The sequence below is a fragment of the Agrobacterium sp. RAC06 genome (assembly GCF_001713475.1).
In the GTDB taxonomy this organism is placed as follows: domain Bacteria; phylum Pseudomonadota; class Alphaproteobacteria; order Rhizobiales; family Rhizobiaceae; genus Allorhizobium.
This window is the reverse complement of record NZ_CP016499.1, coordinates 3,282,308-3,300,177: the sequence shown is the minus strand read 5'-3', so window position 1 is coordinate 3,300,177 and position 17,870 is coordinate 3,282,308. Positions and strand designations below refer to the sequence as shown.

Annotated in this window: 21 protein-coding genes; 9 read left to right on the top strand and 12 right to left on the bottom strand. The window is 62.2% G+C overall.

What is annotated here, in order from left to right; genetic code table 11:
- Nucleotides 1-52: 52 nt before the first annotated feature.
- From BSY240_RS15855 to BSY240_RS15845, 3 genes are all read right to left on the bottom strand, one after another.
- The gene (locus tag BSY240_RS15855; RefSeq protein WP_006724553.1) at nt 53-412 is read right to left on the bottom strand and encodes a response regulator; all 360 of its coding nucleotides are present in this window, start codon (nt 410-412) and stop codon (nt 53-55) included.
- A gap of 150 nt (nt 413-562) precedes the next feature.
- Complete coding sequence (hpt, locus tag BSY240_RS15850; RefSeq protein WP_006724552.1) at nt 563-1,105, bottom strand: hypoxanthine phosphoribosyltransferase; 543 nt, start codon at nt 1,103-1,105, stop codon at nt 563-565.
- Nucleotides 1,106-1,187: 82 nt separating this feature from the next.
- The gene (locus BSY240_RS15845) at nt 1,188-1,841 is read right to left on the bottom strand and encodes a hypothetical protein (RefSeq protein WP_069042924.1); all 654 of its coding nucleotides are present in this window, start codon (nt 1,839-1,841) and stop codon (nt 1,188-1,190) included.
- Between the two features lie 200 nt (nt 1,842-2,041).
- On the opposite strand from BSY240_RS15845, the gene ftsE reads away from it, so the two are divergent.
- From ftsE to BSY240_RS15825, 4 genes are all read left to right on the top strand, one after another.
- Complete coding sequence (gene ftsE, locus BSY240_RS15840; RefSeq protein ID WP_054149910.1) at nt 2,042-2,701, top strand: cell division ATP-binding protein FtsE; 660 nt, start codon at nt 2,042-2,044, stop codon at nt 2,699-2,701.
- A complete protein-coding gene (locus BSY240_RS15835; protein WP_069042923.1) occupies nt 2,694-3,716 on the top strand; it encodes a cell division protein FtsX in 1,023 nt (340 codons plus the stop codon). The genes ftsE and BSY240_RS15835 overlap by 8 nt, the downstream gene beginning before the upstream one ends.
- An 85-nt stretch (nt 3,717-3,801) precedes the next feature.
- Nucleotides 3,802-4,518, top strand: coding sequence for a YdcF family protein (locus BSY240_RS15830; RefSeq protein WP_150127484.1), 717 nt, complete (start codon nt 3,802-3,804; stop codon nt 4,516-4,518).
- Nucleotides 4,519-4,599: 81 nt separating this feature from the next.
- Nucleotides 4,600-5,385 (top strand): lysophospholipid acyltransferase family protein, encoded by a 786-nt coding sequence (locus BSY240_RS15825; RefSeq protein WP_069042922.1) that lies wholly within the window; start codon nt 4,600-4,602, stop codon nt 5,383-5,385.
- A gap of 31 nt (nt 5,386-5,416) precedes the next feature.
- On the opposite strand, the gene BSY240_RS15820 is transcribed toward BSY240_RS15825, so the two are convergent.
- Complete coding sequence (locus tag BSY240_RS15820; protein WP_069042921.1) at nt 5,417-5,944, bottom strand: gamma-glutamylcyclotransferase; 528 nt, start codon at nt 5,942-5,944, stop codon at nt 5,417-5,419.
- Between the two features lie 50 nt (nt 5,945-5,994).
- On the opposite strand from BSY240_RS15820, the gene BSY240_RS15815 reads away from it, so the two are divergent.
- Entirely contained in the window at nt 5,995-7,005 is a 1,011-nt protein-coding gene (locus BSY240_RS15815; protein WP_069042920.1) for a DUF2125 domain-containing protein, read from the top strand.
- A 15-nt stretch (nt 7,006-7,020) separates the two neighbouring features.
- Here BSY240_RS15815 and BSY240_RS15810 read toward each other — a convergent pair whose 3' ends face one another.
- From BSY240_RS15810 to BSY240_RS15800, 3 genes are all read right to left on the bottom strand, one after another.
- Nucleotides 7,021-7,962, bottom strand: coding sequence for a prephenate/arogenate dehydrogenase family protein (locus BSY240_RS15810; protein ID WP_236759382.1), 942 nt, complete (start codon nt 7,960-7,962; stop codon nt 7,021-7,023).
- The gene (gene hisC / locus BSY240_RS15805) at nt 7,944-9,047 is read right to left on the bottom strand and encodes a histidinol-phosphate transaminase (RefSeq protein ID WP_069042918.1); all 1,104 of its coding nucleotides are present in this window, start codon (nt 9,045-9,047) and stop codon (nt 7,944-7,946) included. The genes BSY240_RS15810 and hisC overlap by 19 nt, the downstream gene beginning before the upstream one ends.
- A gap of 134 nt (nt 9,048-9,181) precedes the next feature.
- Nucleotides 9,182-9,934, bottom strand: a complete 753-nt coding sequence (locus BSY240_RS15800; protein WP_054149904.1) for a class I SAM-dependent methyltransferase — start codon at nt 9,932-9,934, stop codon at nt 9,182-9,184.
- A 91-nt stretch (nt 9,935-10,025) separates the two neighbouring features.
- On the opposite strand from BSY240_RS15800, the gene gloB reads away from it, so the two are divergent.
- Nucleotides 10,026-10,796, top strand: a complete 771-nt coding sequence (gene gloB, locus BSY240_RS15795) for a hydroxyacylglutathione hydrolase (RefSeq protein ID WP_069042917.1) — start codon at nt 10,026-10,028, stop codon at nt 10,794-10,796.
- Nucleotides 10,796-11,218, top strand: coding sequence for a cupin domain-containing protein (locus BSY240_RS15790; RefSeq protein ID WP_069042916.1), 423 nt, complete (start codon nt 10,796-10,798; stop codon nt 11,216-11,218). Before gloB ends, BSY240_RS15790 begins: the two co-directional genes overlap by 1 nt.
- Before the next feature lie 9 nt (nt 11,219-11,227).
- On the opposite strand, the gene BSY240_RS15785 is transcribed toward BSY240_RS15790, so the two are convergent.
- The 3 genes from BSY240_RS15785 to BSY240_RS15775 are packed head-to-tail and all read right to left on the bottom strand — an operon-like array spanning nt 11,228 to nt 13,554.
- The gene (locus BSY240_RS15785; RefSeq protein WP_069042915.1) at nt 11,228-11,869 is read right to left on the bottom strand and encodes a lysoplasmalogenase; all 642 of its coding nucleotides are present in this window, start codon (nt 11,867-11,869) and stop codon (nt 11,228-11,230) included.
- Between the two features lie 11 nt (nt 11,870-11,880).
- Nucleotides 11,881-12,759 (bottom strand): aromatic amino acid exporter YddG, encoded by an 879-nt coding sequence (gene yddG, locus BSY240_RS15780; protein ID WP_054149900.1) that lies wholly within the window; start codon nt 12,757-12,759, stop codon nt 11,881-11,883.
- 33 nt (nt 12,760-12,792) lie between these two features.
- Entirely contained in the window at nt 12,793-13,554 is a 762-nt protein-coding gene (locus BSY240_RS15775) for a DUF3108 domain-containing protein (protein WP_054149899.1), read from the bottom strand.
- A gap of 239 nt (nt 13,555-13,793) precedes the next feature.
- Here BSY240_RS15775 and rpmB point away from each other — a divergent pair, with 239 nt between their 5' ends.
- Entirely contained in the window at nt 13,794-14,084 is a 291-nt protein-coding gene (gene rpmB / locus BSY240_RS15770) for a 50S ribosomal protein L28 (protein ID WP_006724535.1), read from the top strand.
- A gap of 150 nt (nt 14,085-14,234) precedes the next feature.
- Nucleotides 14,235-14,873 (top strand): VUT family protein, encoded by a 639-nt coding sequence (locus BSY240_RS15765; protein ID WP_054149898.1) that lies wholly within the window; start codon nt 14,235-14,237, stop codon nt 14,871-14,873.
- A 72-nt stretch (nt 14,874-14,945) separates the two neighbouring features.
- On the opposite strand, the gene BSY240_RS15760 is transcribed toward BSY240_RS15765, so the two are convergent.
- Together BSY240_RS15760 and cobT are read right to left on the bottom strand one after the other, a co-directional pair.
- Complete coding sequence (locus BSY240_RS15760) at nt 14,946-15,977, bottom strand: esterase-like activity of phytase family protein (protein ID WP_083229746.1); 1,032 nt, start codon at nt 15,975-15,977, stop codon at nt 14,946-14,948.
- On the bottom strand, nt 15,970-17,865 hold the full coding sequence (cobT, locus tag BSY240_RS15755; protein ID WP_054149897.1) for a cobaltochelatase subunit CobT: 1,896 nt from the start codon (nt 17,863-17,865) through the stop codon (nt 15,970-15,972). The genes BSY240_RS15760 and cobT overlap by 8 nt, the downstream gene beginning before the upstream one ends.
- Nucleotides 17,866-17,870 lie beyond the last annotated feature (5 nt).

Sequence of the window (17,870 nt, the reverse complement as noted above, 5' to 3'; positions counted from 1 at the left end):
ACAACGCCCGCATCAGCGGGCGTTTGTTTGTTGAGCGATGTAGTCGGCTGCCTCAGCCGGCGAGCGCCGAAGCGACGGCCTTGCGGATGTCAGGCAGGGCAAAGGGCTTGGAGACGACGTCGACGATTTTTGCCGAGAGGTCGTCTGCACGTTCGCGCTGCTCGGCATAGCCGGTCATCAGCAGGATTTTCATGGCCGGAAACTCGGAATGGGCGCGATGCGCAAGCTCGATGCCGTCCATGACGGGCATGCGGATATCCGACAGAAGCAGGTCAAAGGCGCCTTCGGAGAGCTTTTCGAGACCTTCCGCGCCATCGGCGGCTTCATGCGTCTCGTGACCGTCGAGGCGGAGCGCCCTGGCCACGAACGAACGCAGGGAGTCTTCGTCTTCGGTGATGAGGATTCTCGCCATGGTTGAAGTTTTCTCCCGCGTCATTTGAGCCTTGCGAGAGGCAAATCACCAGACTTTCCTTGTCGAGTGGTAAACGCCGGACATGCAGTCCGGCGCGATGGTTAACAGGTCACTGCCATCAGATGGCAAGATGTTCCGTTTCGAAACAGCTCACGCGTCTCCGGTGACGACGCCGACGAACGGCAGTTCGCGGAAGGCATAGGCCACATCCATTCCGTAGCCCACGACGAAATAGTCGGGGCATTCGAAGCCGACATAATCAGCCTCAAACTGTTCTTTTCGCTTCACTTTCTTGTCGAGAAGCACGGCGATCGTGACGTTTGCCGCGCCACGCTCGAACATCAGTTCCTTGGCGAAAAGCAGGGTACGGCCGGACTCCAGAATATCGTCGATCAGGAGGATGTTGCGCCCCTTCACGTCGCTATCGATGTCCTTGATGATCTTCACGCCCTGGGAGACCGTGCCTGTGCCATAGCTGGACAGGGTGATGAACTCGACTTCCGGGGCAAGACCCACATCATGCAACGCACGAATGAGGTCGGCGGCGAAGATGAATGAGCCCTTCAGCACCGAAATGACCAGAAGGTCGTCGCAGGGACCCTTGATGATATCCTGGGCGAGTTCGAGATTACGCTGCCGGATCTGCTCGGCGGTAAAGAGCGGTTCGATGTTCTTTCCGCGAACTACGGGCATGGGGAACTCCTTGCTTGTCGACCTCAGGTCCTTGGCCGGCGGCATGCCGGAAAGGCAAGGGCCTTAGCACACTGGCAAGGGCTTAGGCACCCGACTCTTCGAAGGAAAGCCGGACTTCCGGCGTTTTTCCATCGGGATGCTGGAGACGGGTGACGATGCCGCGGCTCTCGCCGCCATCCAGGCTCGCGACCGGCGGCTCGATATAGGTGCTGGCGATCACCTGCCCGTCGATGAGAAGATCGGCCCTGAGCTTCGGCAGCGACACTTCCCGGGCGGTGCGGTTCTCGACGATGGCATTGAGCAGAAGAACACGCATTCCGTTGCGGTCCTGTGGCGTCAGATTGACATGCGTGAAGTCAAGCGGCTTGGCGGCAATCTCCGGATGCTCGCCACCGCCAAAGACCAATTGTCCGGCAAGCGAGAAGATGGAGACAAAGGCAATCGCCACAAGCAGCGAAAAGGCGACGTCCGACAGCCGTTGCAGGCGCTGTTCGACGGCATCGGTCGCATGACGGAGGATCGCACGCAGATCAGGGGCGACGGCTGCGGAAGACGCGGACGCATCCGGGCGTGGCGACGCCTTGGGTGCCTCCCGGACCGTGACGAACTGCGCATCCACGACTTCGTGACGGGTCGCACGCTGGTGCTGGTGATCGATCCGTCGACGGGCACGATCCGGCGGCAGGAGATCGAGGTCCGTGGCGGCGGCCTGCTTCTGATAACGGAAAGCACTCATGTGTGCGGACCTTTCGCACAGCCAAAATCGGATACCCCGAAAGTCGGCGGTTGAAACGAATCCTCACCAGTCGTAAATTCAATTGGTTAATGCTTCGGAAAGACGGCTGAGAAAGCCCGGCGCCCCGGGGCATGTTTACCGGCCGTTTACGATCGTCGTTTACGCGCCCCAGACCTCGGACACGTCAGACTGGGCCCCCTTTGATCCATTTCGAAAATGTCGGCCTGCGCTATGGGATGGGACCGGAGATCCTCCGCGACCTGACCTTCGACCTGCCGAAGGGATCCTTCCAGTTCCTGACCGGGCCGTCGGGCGCCGGCAAGACGACGCTTCTGCGCCTGCTCTTCATGTCGCTGCAGCCGACGCGCGGACTGATCAAGAGCTTCGGCCGCGACATCACCAGCATACCCCGCAATGAGCTGCCGATGCTGCGCCGTCGCGTCGGCATCGTCTTTCAGGATTTCCGCCTGCTCGACCACCTGACGACCTATGAGAACGTGGCGCTTCCCTTGCGCGTACGCGGCAAGGCCGAGCAGACCTACAAGCAGGATGTCATCGAACTCTTGAAATGGGTGGGCCTCGGCGAGCGCATCAATGTGCTGCCGCCAGTGCTCTCGGGCGGCGAGAAGCAGCGCGTGGCGATCGCCCGCGCTCTGATCGACCGGCCGGAAATCCTGCTCGCCGACGAGCCGACGGGCAATGTAGACCCGCCGATGGCGCGCAGGCTCTTGAGCCTTTTCCTGGAACTCAACCGTCTCGGCACCGCGGTGGTGATCGCCACCCACGATCTCGCATTGATGGACCAGGTGGATGCGCGCCGGATGATCCTGACCGACGGGCGGCTCGACATCTATGAATGAGATCACCCAGAACCCCAATCAGAACGCTAACCAGACCCCTGGTCAGAAGAAGCGCCGCGTCGAGATGACGGTGAGGCCAACAGGCCCGATCCTGCCGCCATCCAACATCCAGGGCAATGCGCTGATGGTGGTGATCGCCATCATGGCCTTCCTCGCCTGCCTGACGCTGGGCGGCGTTTCCATGGTCCGCGCCACGGCCGCCGGCTGGCAAAGCCAGATCTCTCGCGAGATCACCATCCAGATCAAACCCGAAGAAGGCCTCGACATGGGGGCCGCCCTCGTCAAGGCGCGCGATCTGGCGCTCACCTTCGTTGGAACCCGCGACGGCCAGATCATGGACGACGGAGCGACCGCGCGCCTGCTCGAACCCTGGCTCGGCACGGGGCTCAACCTCGAAGACCTCCCCGTTCCTCGGCTAATCGTCATTACCATCGACGAGACCAATCCGCCCGACTTCGACGCCATGCGCGCGCTCCTGAATGAAGAAGTGCCACAGGCCTTCCTCGACGATCACCGCACCTGGGTGGACCGGTTGGTGCAGATGGCGCGCACGACGGTGCTGATCGGCTCGGGCATCCTGATCCTCGTCTTCACGGCCATGGTGCTGACGGTGGTTTTTGCGACGCGCGGCGCTTTGTCAGGCAACCGCCACATCATCGAAGTGCTGCATTTCGTCGGCGCCGAGGGCAGCTTCGTCGCCCAGGAATTTCAGAAACACTTTCTGAAGATCAGCATGAAGGGCGCCGCCGTCGGGGCGGTGCTGGCAGCAAGCTTTTTTGCGCTTGCCAGTTTCTGGCAAAGCCGGTCGCTGGCAACCCCGGAAAGCGACCAGGCGACGGCACTGTTTGGCACCTTCACGATCGGCTGGGGCGGCTATCTCGGCATCTTCGCGACGATGATCGTGATTGCGCTTCTGACCACCATTACCGCGCGCCTGACGGTCATGCGCACGATCTATGAAATCGATCTCATTCGCTCCGATCCGGCCCGCACGGACGGCCTTCTCGACGATTGACGAAATCTCGCATGTTGACTTGCCTTAAAGCCGCCTGTTCGCTGTGGGAAATCCCGGCTATTCACGGGCTATGAGCATGGATCGGATGACCTCGAATCAACCGCTGCGTGACGGCGGCCGCCCTCCTTCCGGAGACGGCCTCTTTGCGCGCAAAGGCCTGATACGCCGGGCTTTGCGCTATGGCGGGATGCTGGTGATCCTCAGCGCCGCGGTGCTGGTGGCCGGTTTTCTGATCTTCGCTGATTCGGTGAGTAACATGCGGCCACCCGAGACGGTGAAGGCGGATGCGATCGTCGTTCTGACCGGAGGTTACCAGCGCATCGAGCAGGCGATCGATCTTCTGAAGCGCGGCTACGGCGAAAGACTTCTGATCTCGGGGGTCAATCCCTCGACCACCGCAGGGCAGATCCGCAAGGCGACGCGCACCTCGCCTGACATCTTCGAATGCTGCGTCGACATCGGTTACGCCGCGATCGACACGATCGGCAATGCCAACGAGACGGCGATCTGGATCCGCGACAAGGGCTATCGCTCCATCCTGGTCGTCACCAGCAACTACCATCTTTCACGCAGCCTGATGGAGTTGCGCCGCAGCGATCCGGAGACCGAATTCATCGGCTATCCCGTGGTCAATGCCGATCTAAAGACGCGCGCTTGGTACAGCGAGCCGGATGCGATGCGCACCATGCTGGCCGAATACGGAAAGACGGTGATTGCCTATGTTAGGGGCGTGACCGGATGGAGCCGGGATCAGGGCCTGCGCCCGGACGGCGAAATCACCGAATCTGGACGCACATCCTGACCAGCAAGAAGAAGCTAGCGCTTTTGCTGGCGGGACTTTTGCTCTAATGACGGTTTCGCCCGCCCTCGAGAGCTCCAGATCATGATTGCCCTGCGTTCCATCATCTTCAACATCGCCTTTTACGCGAACATCATCATCCGGATGATCGTGCTGTTTCCGATCTACTTCCTCTTGCCGCGCAAGAAGGCCTTCTTCGTGCCGAAGGACTGGGCGCGCGCCAATCACTGGCTGATGGAGAAGATCGTCGGCACGACGTTTACGGTCGAGGGGCTGGAGAACATTCCGAAGAACGGCGGCTACATCCTGGCGCCGAAGCACCAGTCCTTCTGGGACACCTATGCGCTGCTGCCCTGGCTGGATGATCCGGTCTATATCCTGAAGCGGGAACTGATGTGGATCCCGGTCTTCGGCTGGTATGTCGCCAAGCAGCGGATGATCCCGGTCAATCGCGGCGCCAAGGGCAAGGTCATGGCGCAGGTCATCGAGCGGACCAAGGTGGAAATGGCCAATGGCCGACAACTGATCATCTATCCCGAGGGCACCCGCCGTCCGCCGGGTGCGCCGCCGGAATACAAATATGGCATCGCCCGTCTCTACCGCGACATCAACGTGCCCGTCGTGCCCGTCGCCATGCATCCCGGCCTCTTCTGGCCGCGCCGCAAGTTCCTACGCTTTCCGGGTCACTTCGTCGTCCGCATCCTGCCGCCGATCGAGCCGGGTCTCGATCCCGATGTCATGCAGGCAACCCTGATGGAACGCCTGGAGGCGGCAAGCGACGAATTGCTGATCAAGACGGCCAAGGACAACCCGCATCTGCCGCTGCCTCCCACGGCCGTGAACAGGCTGAAGGAACTCGGAGCACTCTGAACGCATTCAACACGGGAATACGTGTGGGGCTTCAGGCTCCGTTCGCGGTGATGGCGGAAGCCACGCTCTCGAGCCAGTGGTCACGGATGCCGATTTCCCTGAGATGGGCGACGGTGTTGGCGACATAGACCGGATTGGGACCCGAGCGACCGACGGCGCCCTCGACGATCTGCGCCGCCTCCTCGACCGTGACGGCGCCTGCATATTGCGGGTGGGCCCGGTCGATCACGTAGGTGAGTGCCCTTACGGAGCGGCCGTCGGCCAACGTGGTGCGGACGTGGCGCTCAAGATAGACGCTGGTGACGAGTTCGCGTTCGCGCAGATAGTCAACGGTGGATTGCCACGAAGATGGCGCGACACGGAACGCGACGCCCTTGCAGGAGCCGCCCCGGTCGAGCCCGAGGACCAGTCCAGGGCGCTCTTCGGTTCCGCGGTGAACATAGGAGCGGACACAGAGGGAACGACGATAGCCGCCGAGCCGGGCAAGCACTCTTTCTTCATAGGGAAAGCCCGGATTCCACATCAGCGATCCGTAGCCAAAGACCCAAAATTCGTCCATATCGCACGCCAATCCAAGACACGTGAAGTGATCGCAACGAGGAGCATCCCATGGCCATGTCGACCGCGCCGGAAAGCACGATCAGCCGAAAGGTTGTCCGGCTCGGCGTTTTGATCGTCCTCGTCATCGCTGTCTATAGTGTCGGCTGGTATTTTGCTGCGGAATTTCTGAAGAAACGCATTCTGACCTTCTTCGGCGGCGGAAATCCGGCAGGCGTGACCGCAACCTGCGAGGATGCGACGCTTGGCGGCTATCCTTTCCGCTTCCGGCTGAATTGCACGCGACTTGCCTTCGACGATCACTTCCAGGGTGTGGCCGCCTCCTTCGGCCCGATGCGCGCCGCAGCCCAGATCTACAATCCTGGCCATATCGTCTGGGAACTGGACGGGCCGGCGGAAATCCGCTCGGCACTCGGCTTCAACACGGCGCTGGACTGGACCAACATGCAGTCGAGCTTCCGCATCGGACTATCAGGCCTGTCGCGCAGTTCGCTGATGATGGAAGGGCTCAGCGCGACGGTCACCTCCACCGTGTCGAACCTGCAGGTGCAGATGACGGCGCCGAGCGCCCAGTCGCATGTCCGCCAGAACGAAGGCAATCTCGACTACGCGACGCTGGTGCGCGATGTCTCGGTCTCGATCGACGGCACCCAGATCGCGCTTCCACCCGTGGCGGCGAGCCTCGACGCCACCTTTGCCGACAAGGGCGGATTGCTCGATCCGCGTGTGGCACAGGAGCAGAAGCTCTACGGCACGAGGGGCGAAATTCGTCGCATGGTGATCGACATGGGTGAAGGCCGCGTCCTGACGCTGAGTGGCCCCTTCGAGGTGGGTGAGGACGGCCTGATCTCCGGGCGGATCAAGTTGCAGGTCGAGCAAATCCGTGCCTGGCGCGATGCTGTGAAGACGGCTTATCCCGAGCAATCAGACATGATCGACAATGTCGCCAACGTGCTGCGGGCACTCGCCTTCGGCCGCGACGACAGCGAAGCCGAGATCACCATCCAGAATGGCGTGGCATCGCTCGGCTTCATCCCGCTTGGACAGATCCCGCCCCTCTGAGGCGGCGGGATTGGCTCACTTGTCGAGCGCGTGACGGCCGAAGTCCGGCACATCGACATCCTGGCCTGCCTGGACGATCGAGCGGCGGATGGTGCGGGTGCGCGAGAAGAGTTCGAACAGCTTGTCGCCCTCGCCCCAACGGATCGCCCGCTGTAGATAGGCGAGATCCTCCGAAAACCGTGCCAGCATTTCGAGGATCGCATCCTTGTTGTGCAGGCAGACATCCCGCCACATGGTCGGATCGGAAGCGGCCAGACGGGTGAAGTCGCGGAAACCCGAAGCGGAATACTTGATGACTTCCGATTCCGTCACGGCCTCCAGATCGTCCGCCGTGCCGACGATGTTGTAGGCGATGATATGCGGCAGATGCGAGACGATGGCCAGCACCTTGTCGTGGTGCTGCGCATCCATCTCGTCACACATCGATCCCAGCGCCTCCCAGAAGCCGCGCAGACGGGCCATCGCCTGCGCGTCCGTACCTTCGAGCGGCGTGAAGATGCACCAGCGCCCCTTGAACAGGCCGGGAAAACCGGCGTCGGGACCGGACTTCTCCGTACCCGCCAGCGGATGACCGGGAATGAAATGCACACCGTCTGGCATATGCGGCGCCATCTGCGCGATGACGGATGCCTTGGTCGAGCCGACATCAGTGACGATGGCGCCCAGCTTCAGGTTGGGCGCGATCTGTTTGGCGACCGCTTCCGAAGCGCCGACGGGAACGGAGACGATGACGAGATCGGCATCCTTGACCGCCTCGGCGGCAGACCCGACATAAGCAGTACCGAGCTCCAGTTCTTCTGCCCGCTTCAGCGTCTCGGCGCTGCGGGTCGAGATGACGACCTCTTTAGCCAGCCCGAGCTTCTTCACGTCGCGGGCAATCGACGAGCCGATGAGGCCGATACCGATCAGGGCGATGCGGTCGAACAGGATTTCAGACATCAGGTGCGTTCCATGAATTCGGTGAGGGCAGTGATGACGCCGGTATTGGCCTCCTCGCTGCCGATCGTCATGCGGAGTGCATTGGGAAAACCATAGGACGAGACGGCGCGCAAGACGAAGCCGCACGAAGTCAGGAAGGCATCGGCATCAGACGCGCGCTTTCCGTCCTGGTCAGGGAAGTGGATCAGGATGAAATTGGTGACCGAGGGCGTGACCTCGAGGCCAAGGGCGGTGAGCGCTTCCGAGACCCGGGCGAGCCAGACCTGGTTATGCTCGACGGCTTTCGCCACATGCGCCTGGTCGTGCATGGCGGCAGCCCCGGCGAGAAGTGCCGGCGTGTTGATGTTGAACGGCCCGCGCACCCGGTTCAGCGTGTCGATGATCTCGGCGGGGCCATAGATCCAGCCGATGCGCAGAGCAGCCAGCCCGTAGACCTTGGCGAAGGTCCGGGTCATCACAACGTTGCGGTTGGCAGACACGAGCGCGATACCGGCCTCATAATCGTTTCGGCGGACATATTCCGCATAGGCGGCGTCGAGCACGAGGATGACATGCGCCGGCAAGGCCGCATGCAGTCGCTTGATCTCGGCATAGGGCACATAGGTGCCAGTCGGATTGCCGGGATTGGTGAGGAAGACGATTTTCGTCCGCTCGGTCACGGCGGCAAGGATTGCATCCACGTCGACGCGCCGATCGGCTTCCTTGACCGTCACGGGCGTGCCGCCGGCCGCCAGGATCTGGATCCGATAGAGCAGGAAGCCATGTTCGGTGATGATGGCTTCGTCGCCGGGCCCGACATAGATGTTGGCGAGCAGGGCCAGCAACTCGCCCGAACCATTGCCGCAGAGGATGTTGGCCGGGTTCAGCCCATGCACCTCGGCGATCGCAGCACGCAGCACGCGCGCCTGTCCGTCAGGATAGATCTCGAGCGTTTCGGCCGCCATGCGGAAGGCGTCCATGGCCTTCGGGCTTGGACCAACCGGCGTTTCATTGGACGACAACTTGAAGACGCGGGAAACCCCGCCCGCATGGTCCTTGCCAGGAACATAGGCGGCGATCTCCATGACCCCGGCACGGGGTGTCGGCTTCGTCGAGGCGTTCATGAGGCGCATTCCCGGCCATTGGATGGCAAGAGGCCACCCCTTCACATGGGATTGGGATTACTGCGGAAAACGCGCTTTGTCGAGGCGGGCGAGCGCCGCAGCCTGTCCAGGGGACGCCCGACACTCTCCGCTTTTCAGACCTCGGGAGACCGATTGCGGGTCGTCGGCACGCCCTGCGGTGCGAGCACCGGCGCAAAGACGCGGCGGGAGGCACGCGCGGCAACGGGCAGTCCCTGATAGAGCCGTTTCTGCGCCTCGACGACGATGACGCCGGAAAAGGCCGGCCAGAGTACCTTACCAAGCCGCTCGAAGCCTCGGCGAAGGCGGAGGACTGCACGGATCTTCGACGGCGGGAAGAACAAGGCCTCTGCCGAGGCACCGGGTGTGAAGTTGGTCTCGCGCAGCAGCGCCGTGAGCTGGCCACGCGAATAGGGCCGGCCCGAACCGAAGGGCGTGTGCTCCATGCGCGCCCAGACGCCACGACGGTTGGGCACGACGATGACGAGGCGGCCGCCGGGGGCGAGCACCCGCCAGACCTCCTTCAAGGTCTCCCGCGGGTTCTCGGCGAATTCGAGTGAATGAACCATGAGGACGCGATCGACCGAACTATCAGGGAGAGGCAACTCCTCGTCGAAGACGAGCGTCGTGGCCGAGGGCTCGCCGACCGGCCAATTCACCGCTCCCTGCCCCGCCGGCATGAAGGCCATGGTGCGCTCGGTGTCGGCACGGAAGCGTTCGAGAAAGGGAATACAGTAACCAAGGCCGACAAGCCGCTCCTGTGGCAGGCGCGCCCAGACCGAGGATATTGCCAGCGCGACCGACTGCTCCGCCACTCGGCCGAGCATCGTATAATAAAACTGCCTCAGATCCACGATATCGACATGCATGAACTTATTGTTAGCAGCCCATCCTTGGACTTCAAGCTGCAAGAGGATACATTCGCGCCAACGAGGCGGGACATAAAAAAGCGGGTCAACAATGAAATCACTGCAGATCGAGGTATTCCTCTGCCGAAGTGACAACTTCGGCGTCCTCCTCCATTGCCCGGAAACCGGCGAGACGGCGTCGATCGACGCACCGGAACTCGATCCGATCGTGGCGGCCGCGGAGAAGCGGGGCTGGACGATCACCCATGTCTTCACGACCCACCACCACGGTGACCATGTCGATGCCAATCTGGCACTGAAGGAAAAATACGGCTGCGAGATCATCGGCCCGCGCAACGAGGCGGCGGCGATTCCCGGCATCGACCGGACTGTGGGCGACGGCGACGAGTTCACCTTCGCCAAGCGGCCGGTGCGGGTGATCGAGACGCCGGGCCACACTGCGGGGCATATTTGCTACTACCTGCCCGAGGATATGCTGCTCTTTGCCGCCGACACGCTCTTCGCCCTTGGCTGTGGGCGCCTCTTCGAACGATCCGCGCTCGACATGTGGCATTCCCTGCAGAAGCTTGCGGCGCTGCCCGACGAGACCATCGTCTATTTCGGCCATGAATACACACTCTCGAATGCCCGTTTCGCACTGACGGTCGATCCGGAGAATGCCCGGCTCAGATCCCGCGTCGAACTGATCGAAATGCAGCGCAAGCGTGGCGATTTCACCATTCCGACGACGATCGGACTGGAGAAGGAAACCAATCCCTTCCTGCGCGCCGGCGACCCGGATATCCGCCGCACGCTCGGCATGGAGGGCGCGACGAATGATGAGGTCTTCGCGGAAATCCGCAAGCGCAAGGACTCCTTCTGATGCAGGCAGCAGATATCATCGAAACCCTCGGCATGCAGCGCCATCCCGAGGGCGGCTGGTATGTGGAAACCTATCGGGACGAACACGGCGGGCCCCGCGGCCATTCGACGGCGATCTACTATCTCCTGCAGGCCGGCGAACGGTCTCACTGGCACAAGGTCAAGGATGCCGCCGAGGCCTGGCACTACTATGCCGGTGCGCCGCTTGCCCTGCGCCGTTCGAAGGACGGCGTGACGCAGGAGACGGTCGTGCTGGGGCTCGATCTCGCGGCCGGTCAGCGTCCTCAGGCAATCATTGATGCCGATGAGTGGCAGGCGGCGGAAAGTCTCGGCGAATTCACGCTGGTCGGCTGTACCGTAGCGCCCGGCTTCGACTTTTCCGCCTTCGAAATGGCGCCGCCAGGCTGGGCACCGGGCGCATAAGCCCGCGATTCAGACCTCGGACAGCGTCACCGTCAGGATCACCTGCGCTGCATAATAGGTCATCCAGACGAAGTAGGCGGCCATGCCATCGATCGGGTGATCGGGGCCTGTCCAGTATTTCCGGATCGTCAGCACGATGTCCGAGAGGATGAAGAGCGTTGCGCCGACAAAGGCGACCGGATTGGCGAGACCGAGCGTCAGCCAGACCAGGACCATGAACAAGAAGACATAAATGCCTATGGGCAGCGCCAATCGTCCGGCAGGCTTCCAGATGCGCATAAGTACGCCGAAGGTCAGGATCGCGACAAGCGCGCCGGCGATCACCCGCCAGGGTTCGGCAAAGGCGATCTCCAGGTCGGTAAGGGTCGCGAGCAAGGCCACATAGGCGATATGAGCCGAGAGAAAGGCGGCGACACCACCGACAAAGGCTCGGTCTCCTTCAAAGGCGAGTGACCAGTCGCCAAGGGCTCCGAACAAAAGGGCGGCAATCAGCAGCGGATGGGCGCCGACGGCATAGGCATAGAGGGCGAGCAGCAGGACAGGCAACGTCTTCCAGACGGCCCGGAACACGGTTTTCTCTCGCGGCAGGATCCAGAGATAGCTGGTACCGAGCGCCACCGAAAGCCAGAGGATGCCGGTCGCAGTGGCCATTCAATCTCCCGTCAGGTCGCGCGCTCCGATTTGCGGAAAACCATATCGCGAGCCGCGAGCACAGCGCCACCTGTGATAAGCAGGCATGAAAGGCCAATTCTGACGCTAATCTCGCCAAAGCCAAAAATAATCAGGATCAGCGTGGACAGAAGCGGCGCGGCATAGCTGGAAACGCCGAGGATCTGGATGTCGCCGTTCTTCACCCCATAGTCCCAAACATAGAAGGCAAGCCCGACCGGAAGCAGCCCGAGCCCGATCACCGCGGCCCATTGCGCCGTCGTATCCGGCCAGACGGTGGTTTCGAGCGCGAGATGGCAGAGAAGTGAAAGAGCCGATGTCGCAAGGCAGAAGCCGGTGACGACATCGGTCGACACCGTCTCGAACTTGCGGCTGACAAGCGAATAGGCGGCCCAGGTGAAGGCACAGAGCAAGGCGGTGAAATAGCCGAGGCTATAGGCCGGGTCGAAAGCGAAACCGTTCTTGCCGACAATGAGCGCAGTACCGGCGAGACCGCACAGCGCACCGACGATATGGTGCCAACCGAGCCTTTCGCCCGGCAGGAGCGCCGAGCCGACGACGATCAGGAGCGGCCAGAGATAGGCGATCAGACCGGCCTCGACGGCCGGCGCATTCCGGAGTGCGGTGAAATAGAGAAAATGATAGCCGAAGAGGCCACCGACGCCGGCGAGCCAGACCTTTGGCGGCTGGCGCAGCTCCTTCAACCGCTCCGGCCGGGCGATGAACATGAAGATGCCGGGAAGACTGCCGATCGCAAAGGTGATGGCCGAAAGCTGGAAGGGCGGCATGGTGCCGGAAGCCGCTGTCATCAGCGCGAGGAAGGACCACATCAGGATCGCGGTGAACCCGATCAGCGTTGCCTTGGTCTTCATGAAATCCCCTGATGCGGGGCTCGCCCGCTCAAACTAGCCGTCGAACTTTTCTGCTGTCACATGCACGGTTCCGTAGCGGGTCGGGATTCTCGCATAGACAGGTGCATATAGCTGCAGCGTCGCAGTCTTGGCAAACCAGATCTCCATGCCGGTCACCGACTTCAGATACTCGATGTCCTTGCGGCCCTGGCGATATCCGGACTTCGGCACGTAGCGAACCGAACAGACGATGGCCTCGCCCTTGGCACGGCCGGCGGAGAAGGTCTCGGAGCGGTTCGGGGAGAGAACGAGATCCATCCGGCTTTCGCCGTCATAGACGGGCAGTATCTGGCCGCAGACATCGGCATTGCCGGGGATGAGGAGAGCACCGATTGGATCAAGCACCGACTTCAGGTCACCCGGCTGGACGGGCACCCAGGTGTCCGGCTTCGGCCGCTCCGGCGTGACCCTGGTTTCCACCACATTGCCACCGGCAAAAAGCACCTCGTAGGTATGTTTCCGCTTGCCGCTCTTGTAGTCGAGCACATAGCGCTCCGGGTTCATGCTCCCGCCGGACATGCGCCCGGACACGCTGCTGTCGGCAGACACCTCGCGCACGATGTCCACGAGGCTCGACGAATGGAACTGGCCGGAAATGGTATAACGGTCGTTTTTGACGGCCGTCTGAAAGGTCATGCGCGCAATCGGCAAGACACCGAGAGAAACCTTGTAGGATGTGTCGTAGCGATAATCGGCAGCCCCGGCACCACCGGCGGCAAGGACGAGGAAGGCGGTAAGGAAGCCGGTCGGACGCAAATGCCATCTCCATCATGGGAATGCCGGCGGGCCGGCGTCTAGAACATGCAGTCTCGCCGTGGACTGTGGCAAGAAAATATCCTACACCCGGTCTGCCGCCCGGAAAATCCAAGGTTTGGCTTGACGCGCCGGTTCTCACTGACTATAGAACCGCAACTTTCCAATCAGACGCTGTTGGATTGCCTCGCCGGCATTTGGCCGGAAGCGATGCGATGGCCTAGAAAAACAATAGGTGTACCATGTCCCGCAGTTGCGAATTGACCGGCAAGGGCGTCCAGTCGGGCAACAACGTGAGCCACGCGAACAACAAGACCAAGCGCCGGTTCCTTCCGAACCTGTGCGACGTCACGCTGATCTCGGACGCTCTGAACCAGCGCTTCCGCCTGCGCGTTTCGGCTGCTGCCCTGCGCACGGTCGAGCATCGCGGTGGTCTCGATGCTTTCCTGATCAAGGCTTCCGAAACCGAACTGAGCATGCGCGCTCGTCTGCTGCGTCGCCAGATCGTCAAGAAGACCGCCGAAGCCGCTTAATAGCGTCATCCGGCCAGACTTTCGAAAGGCTTGACCGGCACGCCGGGCAAGCCTTTTCGTTTGGGGTATCCTGAGAGGCGAGAGCCTCGCATACCGCCCTACCCTTACATTTTTGTCCCTCCAACTGGTGGCATCACCCAGGATAAAAAAATGCTGAACAAGCGCTATTTCTTTGCCTACAGTCTGCTGATGACGACAATCGTCGTCGCCTCGAACTTCCTCGTCCAGCACCCGGTCAACGGCGTTCTGGCCGGCATTAATCTCGCCGACCTCCTGACCTTTGGCGCCTTCACCTATCCGATCGCCTTCCTCGTCACCGACCTGACCAACCGTCAGTTCGGCCCTCAGGTTGCGCGCCGCGTCGTTCTCGTCGGCTTCATCGCAGGTGTTCTCCTGTCGATCCTGCTGGCCACGCCGCGCATTGCGATCGCATCGGGCTCGGCCTTCCTCGTCGGCCAGCTGCTCGACATCTCGGTTTTCAACAGGCTGCGCCAGCAGACCTGGTGGAAGGCACCGCTGATGGGCTCGCTGATCGGCTCCGTGCTGGACACGATCATCTTCTTCTCGCTGTCCTTCGCGCCCGTCTTCGGCTTCATCGGCCCGAACGACGACTTCGCGATTGCCGCAGCCCCTATCCTAGGCGTGATGTCGACAGAAGCACCACGCTGGATCTCCTGGGCGATCGCCGACTTCGGCGTGAAGATGCTGATCGGTTTCATCATGCTCCTGCCCTACGGCGCGCTGATGAGTGTCGTTCGCCCCATGCCGACAGCCTCGCGCACGGCCTGACGGCAGCGAAACCAAACGATCAAAGACAGCCTCGTGAAACCGGGGCTGTTTCGTTTTCTAGGGGTGAAGACGTCAGGACTGAGGCGCGGAGAGCCGGAATTCCAGCATCAAGTTCCGCTGCAGGATCGAATGGTTGTCGTCGGAGACGACGATCAGCCGAACGGAGCCGTCGGGCTCGGGGATGGCGTCGATGCCTTCCATATTGTCGATCTGGGATCGGTAATTGGCCTCGAACAGGATCTCGCCATCGACAACAGCATCCGGTCGAATGCTGCCCCCGTCGACGCGGCGCAAACGCATTCCCACACCTCTGGCGATGGTGAAGCGGCGCTCGAGCAGCAGCAGATCCCCATCCGGCAGGAAAGTCGCATCGGTGATGTCGAAACCGTCACGCGGACGCACTCGAAATTCGCCGGCAAGCGGACCACCGAGGATCGCCGCATAGATATTGCCGTTGTCGTCGAAGCTCTTTTCGGAAATCGCCACCAGCGCCCCGCCGAGCGGTCCGTCCTTTTCGGCGATCACCAGCGCCTCCAAACCGCCATTGCTGCGCAGGACGTCGAGATCGAAGGGGAAGGCGAGCGGTTCAGACGGCACTGCCTTGCCAAGGTCGGACAGAGGAGCGTAGGACACGACGCGGTGACGCTGTTCGAAACCCACTAAGGCACTGTTGCCATCGACGGCAAGGCTTTCCGCATCGACAAAGAACTTGCTCGGGCTCTCTTGCCCGGACGCGTCCAGCAACGGCGCAAGTTTGACGGCGTCGACACCAGCGAGTCGGCCCTCGGCATCGCGCCTGATCTCTCCCTCGATCCAGTAGCCCGTGTCGAACACGCCGAGGAAGCGGCTGTCGTCCAGGAACCGGATCGACGAGAAGGCGCCGAACAGCGGCTCGGATGAGGACAGCTCGACACCGCCGAGGAATGTCAGTCCGGGCGCGATGGTCGGATTGCCGCCGAGTTCAGTGAACATGTCGCTGTCGACCGGGATGGACAAGGTCTGACCAGGCGGGATGACCGAAGGCGTACAGGCGGAGAGCGCAAGCAGGCCTGCCAGCGCAGAGCTCAGGCCAAGACGCCGCCGATAGGTCGATCGCTCAGGCACGCAGGCGCGCCCGGCCGGTGCCACCGGAGGGCTTTTCCTCGAAGAGCGAGGCGAGCTGTTCGGTCATGGCGCCGGCCAGTTCGTCAGCGTCCACGATGGTGACAGCGCGGCGATAGTAGCGCGTGACATCGTGGCCGATGCCGATCGCCAGAAGCTCAACCGGAGACCGCGTCTCGATCTGCTCGATGACGGCGCGCAGATGGCGCTCGAGATAGTTGCCCGGGTTCACCGACAGCGTCGAATCGTCGACCGGAGCACCATCCGAGATCATCATCAGGATCTTGCGCTGCTCGCGCCGCCCGATCAGGCGGTTATGCGCCCACATCAGCGCTTCGCCGTCGATGTTTTCCTTGAGCAGGCCCTCGCGCATCATCAGGCCGAGATTGCGGCGCGACCGGCGCCAAGGGGCGTCGGCAGACTTGTAGATGATGTGGCGCAAATCGTTGAGGCGGCCGGGCGCTGGCGGCTTGCCGCTCGCAAGCCACTTCTCTCGGCCCTGTCCGCCCTTCCAGGCCTTGGTGGTGAAGCCGAGGATCTCGACCTTGACGCCGCAGCGCTCGAGCGTGCGGGCAAGGATGTCGGCACAGGAGGCGGCAACCGTGATCGGACGGCCGCGCATCGAGCCGGAATTGTCGATGACCAGCGTCACGACGGTATCGCGGAACTTGGTGTCCTTCTCCTTCTTGAAGGAGAGCGGCTGCATGGGGTCGATGATCAGGCGGGTGAGACGCGCCGGATCAAGATAACCTTCTTCCAGATCGAAGTCCCAGGAGCGGTTCTGCTGCGCCATCAGGCGGCGCTGCAGGCGGTTTGCGAGCCGGCCCACGGCACCCTGCAGGTGCGCGAGCTGCTTGTCGAGGAAAGCGCGCAGGCGCTCGAGCTCGGCCTCATCGCAAAGCTCTTCAGCCGTGATCTCCTCGTCGAATTCCTGGGTGAAGATCTTGTAGTCGACCTTCTCGTTGAAATCGTCGAACGGGGTCGCCGGACGGCGCATTTCGCCGGGCGTCTCGCTGTCGTCGTCGCCCTCGTCCGACATCTCCTCTTCGGAGATTTCGGCACCGTCCATCTCGCCGTCGTCGAGCTGTTCCTGCGAGGCTTCGCTTTCTTCCGCAGGCGCGGAATCCTGACCGGCTTCGTCTTCGGACGTTTCTTGGTCCTGCTCGCCGCTGCGCGGCTGCTCCTCGTCGGTGGACTGCTCGTCCTCGCTCTGCTCCTGATCGTCGCCCATGTCCTCTGCCATGTCCATGGCCGACAGCATGTGGCGGATCACGCGGGAAAAGGCCTGCTGGTCTTCGATGACGGACGAGAGATTGTCGAGGTCGGCACCGGCCTTGTCCTCGATGAAGGGACGCCAGAGATCAAGCACCTTGCCGGCCGTTTCCGGCGCCTTCTGGCCGGTGAGCTTTTCGCGCACCAGCATGGCGACGGCCTCGCCGATCGGCGCATCTTCCTGCCGGCTGATCGTCGAGAAATTCGCTTTCGCGTATTTCTCGGTGTTCATCGACTGGATGTTGGAGGCCACGCCTGGCATGCGCAGCGACCCGAGCGATTCCACACGAGCCTGTTCGACCGCATCGAAGATGGCGCGGGCATCTGTGCCCTGCGGTGCCAGTGCCGCATGGACCTTCTGGTCGTGGCAGGCGAGCCTGAGGGCCATGGAATCGCCAAGACCGCGGGTCACGGCGAGCTCATGGGCGGTCGGACGCTTGGAGAGTTCCGGCAGGCGAATGCGCTCGCCGGCAAGACCAGGACGCTCGTTGGCGAAGGCGACCTCGACCTGCGGATCACCCGCAATCGAACGGACGCAGCCCGTGATGGCCCGGCGCATCGGTTCCGTGTCTACTCCACCGCCGGCTCTCGCCTTCGAATTGTCGCCGCGCCCTGCCATGCTTC

Bases quoted from the DNA above. Each gene is read 5' to 3' on its own strand.
- hpt (WP_006724552.1), bottom strand. From the start codon at position 1,105: ATGCCCGTAGTTCGCGGAAAGAACATCGAACCGCTCTTTACCGCCGAG.
- BSY240_RS15785 (WP_069042915.1), bottom strand. From the start codon at position 11,869: ATGGCCACTGCGACCGGCATCCTCTGGCTTTCGGTGGCGCTCGGTACC.
- BSY240_RS15830 (WP_150127484.1), top strand. From the start codon at position 3,802: ATGACCTCGAATCAACCGCTGCGTGACGGCGGCCGCCCTCCTTCCGGA.
- BSY240_RS15835 (WP_069042923.1), top strand. From the start codon at position 2,694: ATGAATGAGATCACCCAGAACCCCAATCAGAACGCTAACCAGACCCCT.
- BSY240_RS15765 (WP_054149898.1), top strand. From the start codon at position 14,235: ATGCTGAACAAGCGCTATTTCTTTGCCTACAGTCTGCTGATGACGACA.
- BSY240_RS15845 (WP_069042924.1), bottom strand. From the start codon at position 1,841: ATGAGTGCTTTCCGTTATCAGAAGCAGGCCGCCGCCACGGACCTCGAT.
- BSY240_RS15855 (WP_006724553.1), bottom strand. From the start codon at position 412: ATGGCGAGAATCCTCATCACCGAAGACGAAGACTCCCTGCGTTCGTTC.
- BSY240_RS15790 (WP_069042916.1), top strand. From the start codon at position 10,796: ATGCAGGCAGCAGATATCATCGAAACCCTCGGCATGCAGCGCCATCCC.
- hisC (WP_069042918.1), bottom strand. From the start codon at position 9,047: ATGAACGCCTCGACGAAGCCGACACCCCGTGCCGGGGTCATGGAGATC.
- yddG (WP_054149900.1), bottom strand. From the start codon at position 12,759: ATGAAGACCAAGGCAACGCTGATCGGGTTCACCGCGATCCTGATGTGG.
- cobT (WP_054149897.1), bottom strand. From the start codon at position 17,865: ATGGCAGGGCGCGGCGACAATTCGAAGGCGAGAGCCGGCGGTGGAGTA.
- BSY240_RS15825 (WP_069042922.1), top strand. From the start codon at position 4,600: ATGATTGCCCTGCGTTCCATCATCTTCAACATCGCCTTTTACGCGAAC.
- BSY240_RS15820 (WP_069042921.1), bottom strand. From the start codon at position 5,944: ATGGACGAATTTTGGGTCTTTGGCTACGGATCGCTGATGTGGAATCCG.
- rpmB (WP_006724535.1), top strand. From the start codon at position 13,794: ATGTCCCGCAGTTGCGAATTGACCGGCAAGGGCGTCCAGTCGGGCAAC.
- BSY240_RS15800 (WP_054149904.1), bottom strand. From the start codon at position 9,934: ATGCATGTCGATATCGTGGATCTGAGGCAGTTTTATTATACGATGCTC.
- gloB (WP_069042917.1), top strand. From the start codon at position 10,026: ATGAAATCACTGCAGATCGAGGTATTCCTCTGCCGAAGTGACAACTTC.
- BSY240_RS15815 (WP_069042920.1), top strand. From the start codon at position 5,995: ATGGCCATGTCGACCGCGCCGGAAAGCACGATCAGCCGAAAGGTTGTC.